Source organism: Pseudomonas sp. (assembly GCF_049645325.1).
Classification (GTDB): domain Bacteria; phylum Pseudomonadota; class Gammaproteobacteria; order Pseudomonadales; family Pseudomonadaceae; genus Aquipseudomonas.
The window spans coordinates 1-5896 of the sequence record NZ_JBARTQ010000337.1 but is presented as its reverse complement, the minus strand read 5'-3'; the positions used below and the strand labels follow the sequence as shown (position 1 = coordinate 5896).

Below are 5896 nucleotides of genomic sequence, written 5' to 3'. Positions count from 1 at the left end.
CGGAGTCTTTGTTGGGGCCGCTTCGCAGCCCAGCGCGGGGCAAGCCCGCTCACTACAGGGAGATTTTTCAGCCTTGAAAGTTGTGTAGATACTTATGCTCATCGCAGGCAATCCAGCGCCCACCTTTTGAGTTGTGAACCCGCTCAAGGTGGGAGCTGGCTTGCCTGCGATAGCGCCCTCAACCGCGCCGCTTTATCAGCCCCCATACGCTGATAGCTGCCGGCACGCCCAATCCCACCCAGCTCAACGAGTCCCACGCCCCATCCCCCAGCAACGCCGCAAACAGCCCGGCCGCACTGAGCAGGCCAATCCCCAGCGGAAGGCCAAACACCTTCCAGAAACTCGACTGGCGCGGCTTCATGGCTTGGCCGCCCGGCGCCGCACGATCCACAGGTAAACCCCGCTGCCGAGCACGATGATGGTCAGCACATCCAGCACCGCCCACAGGATCTTCATCGGCATGCCGCCGTAGTCGCCAAAATGCAGGGGCTGGGACATGCCCATGGCGTCCATGTACCACGGCCGTTCGGCGATGGCGGTGACGGCCAGGGTGCTGGCGTCGATCAATACCGGCGTGAGCAAGTGCGAGGTCAGGTGCGTGCTGCCCTTCATGAACACCGCGTAATGGTGCTCGCTGGAAAAGCGTGTGCCGGGGAAGGCGATGAAGTCCGGCTGCATGCCGGGCGCAGCCTTGGCGGCGATGCTCAATAGCTCCGTCGCCGGCGCACGCTGGGTCAGCGGCGGCGCGTTTTTGTAGGGTTCGATCATTGCGCTGAGGCTGTCCTGGCGCCACGCGGCGATAATCAGGTCGGCGCAGGCGCTGATCACCCCCGTCACGCCCACCACCAGCGCCCACGTCAGCGTGACCACGCCGATCAGGTTATGCAGGTCGAGCCAGCGCAGGCGTGTGGACTTGTCCTTGCGCACGGTGGCGAACTTCAACCGGCGCATGAACGGCAGGTACAGCACCGTGCCCGAGACAATCGCCACCACGAACAAAATGCCCATGAACGCCAGCAGCAGCTTGCCCGGCAGCCCGGCGAACATGTCCACATGCAGGCGCAACAGGAACAGCGTCAGCCCGCCATTGGCCGCCGGGGTTTCCACGGCTTCGCCGGTGCGCGCGTCGAGCATGAAGGTGTGGGACGAGTTGGGCTCCGTGCCGGCGGTGGCGGCCATGATCGCAATCACGCCGTTCTTGTCGTCCTCGTCCCAGGCCAGGTATTGCATGGCCTCCCCCGGGCGATGGGCCTGGGCTTTGGCCACCAGTTGCTCAAGGTTCAGTTGCGGCGTATCGGCGGGCATTTGCGCGAGTTCGGGCTCATTGCCTAGCAGGTGATCGATCTCGTGGTGAAACACCAGCGGCAGGCCGGTCAGGGCGAGCAGCAGCAGGAATACCGTGCAGATCAGGCTGGTCCAGGTGTGGATGAAGGACCAGCGGCGGATGGTTTTGCTTTTCATGTTCGAACCTTCAGACACACCAAAGCCGCCCCGGAGGACGGCCTGGTTGTTAACTCAGCTGATTACCACTGATAGGTGGCGCTGGCGACGACGCTGCGTTGGTCGCCGAAGTAGCAGTAGTTGCCGTCACAGGTGGAAAGGTAGTCCTTGTTGAACAGGTTGGTGGCGTTGAGTTTTACCGACGCACCTTTGAGGCTGTTGTCCAGGCGGCCGAGGTCGTAGTGCACGGCGGCATCGAACACGGTGTAAGCGTTGGCCTTGCCCAGCCAGGTATTGGCCTGATCGCCGTAGGTATTGCCGGTGTAACGGGCGCCGGCGCCAATGCCGAAACCGTCGAGTACACCGGCGTGCCAGGTGTAGTCGGTCCACACGGAAGCTTGCTGTTCCGGCATCAATTGAAGGCGGTTGCCTTTGTATTGGCCTTTTTGCACTTCTGACTTGGCCAAGGTGTACGCGGCGATGACCTTGAGGTTATCCGTCACATCAGACACCGCTTCGAGCTCCAGGCCCTTGACCTTCACTTCGCCGGTCTGGTCGGTCACCGACACGCCACCGGCCTGGAAACTGGTGACTTGTACGTTTTTCTGAGTCAGGTCATAGACCGCTGCACTCAACAATGTGTTGGAGCCGGGCGGTTGGTACTTGATACCCAATTCCCACTGTTTGCCTTCGGTGGGTTTAAACGACTTGAGAGGGTCTACGTCGGCGTTGCTCGCCGGCTGGAATGATTCGGCGTAGGAGATGTACGGCACAAAGCCCGAGTCGAACACGTAGCTCAGCGCTGCGTTGCCGCTGAAGTTCTTGCTGCGGTCGGTGTTGGTCGCGTCGTTTTTGTTGAAGTAGGTGGTGCCTTGGTGCACCCAGTCTTCACGCCCGCCCAATGTCAGACGCCATTTGTCCAAAGCCATCTGGTCCTGGGCGTAGAGACCGGTCTGGACGGTTTTCTGGTTGTAATCGTAGAAAGCAGTCGAGCGCGCGGGCCGCACGACCGGCTGGGTGTTGACCGGGTTGAAGATATTGATGGTGCCGGCCCCCCCGAAAATCGACAGATAGGACGTGTCGGTGCGCTGGTGGTCGAGGCCAAGCAACAGCGTGTGGGTGACATCGCCGGTGCTGAAATCTGCCTGAAAGTTGTTGTCCACCGCGAACTGGCCGATGCTTTCGTCCACATTGGTCGATGAGCGGCTGATATTGCCGGCAGCGTCAGCCGGCGAGAAGGCATAGGAACCGACGGTCAGTTGCTGGAAGGCCAGCTCCGACTTGGTGTAGCGCAGGTTCTGCTTGAACTGCCAGGTGTCGTTGAAACGGTGTTCGAACGCATAACCCAGCGCGTAGTAAGTGCGGTCGTAGAACTCGTAGTCCGGGTCGCCGAGGTTCTTGTGGTGGGAGACATCGCCCAGGGGTGACTTGATCTTGGTGCCCTGGATGGGCAGGAACTGGCTGGTGGTGCCGGTATCGTCACGGGTGAATTGCGACAGCAAGGTCAGCTTGGTGTCGGTGTCGATGTTCCAGGTCAGGCTCGGCGCGATGTTGTAGCGCTTGTTGTCGATGTGATCAACCTGGGTGCCGGCATCGCGTACCACGCCGCTGAGGCCATAGAGAAACTGGCCTTCGTCATCAATCTTGCCGGTGCTGGCAAAGTTGATCTGGCGGTAGTTGTCACTGCCGTATTGCACCTGGATGGCATTGCTCGACTCTGCGCTGGGACGGCGGCTGACCATGTCCAGCAAGCCGCCCGGCGGGGTTTGGCCGTAGACCGAGGAAGCCGGGCCACGCAACAGGGCGAGACGGTCGAGGTTCCAGGTTTCCGCTTTCGGGTTGGCATACACGCCGCGCGGCAACGGCAGGCCGTCGAGGAATTGCGTGGGTTCGAAACCGCGCACGCGCATCCAGTCGTAGCGGGTGTCGCTGCCGTAGCTGGCGGACACAATGCCGGGCATGTATTTCACCGCGTCATCGAGGTTCTGGACATTGCGGTCCTGCATCTGCTCGCGAGTGGCCACGGAGATCGAACGCGGCGCTTCGACCAGCGCGGTGTCGGTCTTGGTGCCGGCGGCAGTGCGGGTTGCCAGGTAACCTGTCACCGGCCCCCACGCGCTTTCCGTGTTGCCTTGAGCAATGATGCTGGTCTCCGGCAACGCCACAACCCCTTCCGGAATCGCCACCAGCGTGAACGTCCCCGCGCTGCTCTGCTCCAACTGCAAGCCCGTCCCACGCAACGCTTCACGCAGCGCGCCTTGTGCATCGAACTGGCCTTTGACTGGCGCGGAGGTCTTGCCTGCGGCCAGCGACGGGTTGAGCGTCAGCGCGAGGCCGGCCTGGCTGGCGATCTGGTTCAGGGTGCTGGCTAACGGCGCGGCCGGCAGGTTGTAGGCGCGCACGCTGGAGGCCTGTTCGGCGGCGATCAGCGAGGTGCTGGCCAGCGGTGCGCTGAGGGCGATGGCCAGGGCTAACAGGCTGGGGCGCAACAAGGTGTCTAGCGTGCGGGACATAGGGCGGCTCCTGAATGGAAGTAATTCGCAATTGCCTATGAGCCGAGCGAGAATCAAAAAGTGATAGGGCAGGGTGAAAATATTTCCTGGGGTGGTCTTGAGGGCCTCATCGCGGGCAAGCCAGCTCCCACATTTGACCGGTGTTTACCATTCGAAATGGTGGGAGCTGGCTTGCCTGCGATAGCAATAGCCCAGGCACCGCACGCTCTAAGGCTTGGCACTCACCGTCACCCACCACGGCGTGTGCTGCTCGATCTGCACCGGCAAGGTCGGCAGCAGCGCGTTAAGCGCAGGGTGGTGTCGTGCAAGGGGAAGCTGCCGGTGATGCGCAGGTCGGCCACGCTTTTATCCACACCCAAGTGGCCGCTGCGGTAACGGCTCAGCTCGTTGATCACATCGCCCAGGCGCGCGTTGTCGACCACCAGCATGCCGCGCGTCCAGGCGTCGGTCGCCGGCGTGACGGCCAGCAGCGGGCCGAGGCCGTCGCTGCGCATCAGCACTTGCTGGCCTTCCTTGAAGATCTGTTCCTGGTGCAGCGCTTCAGGCTGTGCGGCCACGGCCGACTGCAACACGCTCAGGCGCGTGGCGTCGTCTTCGCGCTTGACGATAAACCGCGTGCCCAGCGCCCGCAGGCTGCCGTCGCGGGTTTGTACGTAGAACGGCCGCGCGTCGTTGTGGCCGGTTTCGACAAGAATTTCGCCTTCCTGCAACACGATCAGCCGGCGTTTTTCATCAAAGCGCACGTCGATGGCGCTGTGGGTATTGAGGTTGATCAGGGTGCCGTCCGCCAGTTTCAGCGTGCGCTGCTCGCCGGTGGCGGTGCGTTGATCGGCCAGCCAATAGTGAATCGGTACGTAACGCTCACCGGCGAACAACGCCAGGCCAATCACCAGCGCGACACTGGCCAGGCCGCTGCCCAGTTTGCGCACGCGCTGGCGAATGCTTTTGCGCGACTGCAACAACGCCGCGCGTGCCGGGCCCGAGGCCACGCTGAAACGCTGGTCGAGCATGCCCAGTTGGCGCCAGGCGCGGGCGTGCTCCTCATGGCTGGCCAGCCATTTGTCGAACTCTTCGCGCTCCACCGCGCTGCCGTCGCCGGAGTCGAGGGACAGTTGCCAGGCAATCGCAGCATCCAGCACGCGGGCCGACACTGGTTTGGTGCTGATTACGGTCACAGCGGCTCGCCGTACAGGGCGATGTAGCACTGGCGAATGCCCTGGGCCAGGTATTGCCGCACGCGGGGCACCGACACGCCGAGGCGCTGGGCGATTTCTGCGTGGCCCAGGCCGTCGAGACGGTTATAGAGGAAGGCGGCGCGGGCTTTGCTCGACAGCTTGCCGAGCAGGCGGTCGATGGCCTTGAGGTCTTCGAGGATCAGTTGCTGTTCTTCCGGCGAGGGGTGTTCGCTTTCCGGGATCAGCATCAGTTCGGTGAGGTAGGCCTGTTCCAGGGCGGCGCGACGAAAGTAGTCGAACAGCAAACCTTTGGCGATCGCCACCAGAAACGCCCGAGGCTCGCGGGGTTCGCGCAGTTCTTCACGGCCCAGCAGGCGCATGAAGGTGTCTTGGCTCAGGTCTTCGGCGCGGCTCGGGCATGCCACGTTGCGGCGCAGCCAGGCCAGCAGCCAGCCACGATGGTCGCGATACAACGCGCCAACAAGCTCACTGTGTGGGGTCTGGACCGACGACAAGGCATCACCGAATAAACAAAAGGTTTAAACTAACGAGAATTATTCGCGATTGTGTCAGAGGCGCAGGGCGGGCGCAATTGGCGTCTGTCGGGCGGTCGGGCTTGTTGTGGTGAGCGCAACTCCTGTGGTGAGCGGGCTTGCCCCGCGCTGGGCTGCGCAGCAGCCCCTTTCCAGAAGAATGCTGTGTACCAGGTACCGCTCAGCGATTGATTTGGGGCCGCTTCGCAGCCCAGCGCGGGGCAAGCCCGCTCAC

At 62.6% G+C, this 5896-nt stretch carries 4 protein-coding genes and 1 pseudogene; all 5 read right to left on the bottom strand.

The window, feature by feature from the left end; genetic code table 11:
* Positions 1-178: 178 nt before the first annotated feature.
* Positions 179-361, bottom strand: coding sequence for a hypothetical protein (locus tag WBB95_RS15225; protein ID WP_424488339.1), 183 nt, complete (start codon positions 359-361; stop codon positions 179-181).
* Entirely contained in the window at positions 358-1461 is a 1104-nt protein-coding gene (locus WBB95_RS15220; RefSeq protein WP_424488338.1) for a PepSY-associated TM helix domain-containing protein, read from the bottom strand. Before WBB95_RS15220 ends, WBB95_RS15225 begins: the two co-directional genes overlap by 4 nt.
* Before the next feature lie 62 nt (positions 1462-1523).
* Positions 1524-3953 carry a TonB-dependent siderophore receptor gene (locus tag WBB95_RS15215; protein WP_424488337.1) on the bottom strand — a complete coding sequence of 810 codons (2430 nt, stop codon included), beginning with the start codon at positions 3951-3953 and terminating at the stop codon, positions 1524-1526.
* Between the two features lie 207 nt (positions 3954-4160).
* A pseudogene (locus WBB95_RS15210) lies at positions 4161-5128 on the bottom strand (FecR domain-containing protein).
* Positions 5125-5643 (bottom strand): RNA polymerase sigma factor, encoded by a 519-nt coding sequence (locus WBB95_RS15205; RefSeq protein WP_424488336.1) that lies wholly within the window; start codon positions 5641-5643, stop codon positions 5125-5127. The pseudogene WBB95_RS15210 and the gene WBB95_RS15205 overlap by 4 nt, the downstream one beginning before the upstream one ends.
* Between the last annotated feature and the right edge of the window lie 253 nt (positions 5644-5896).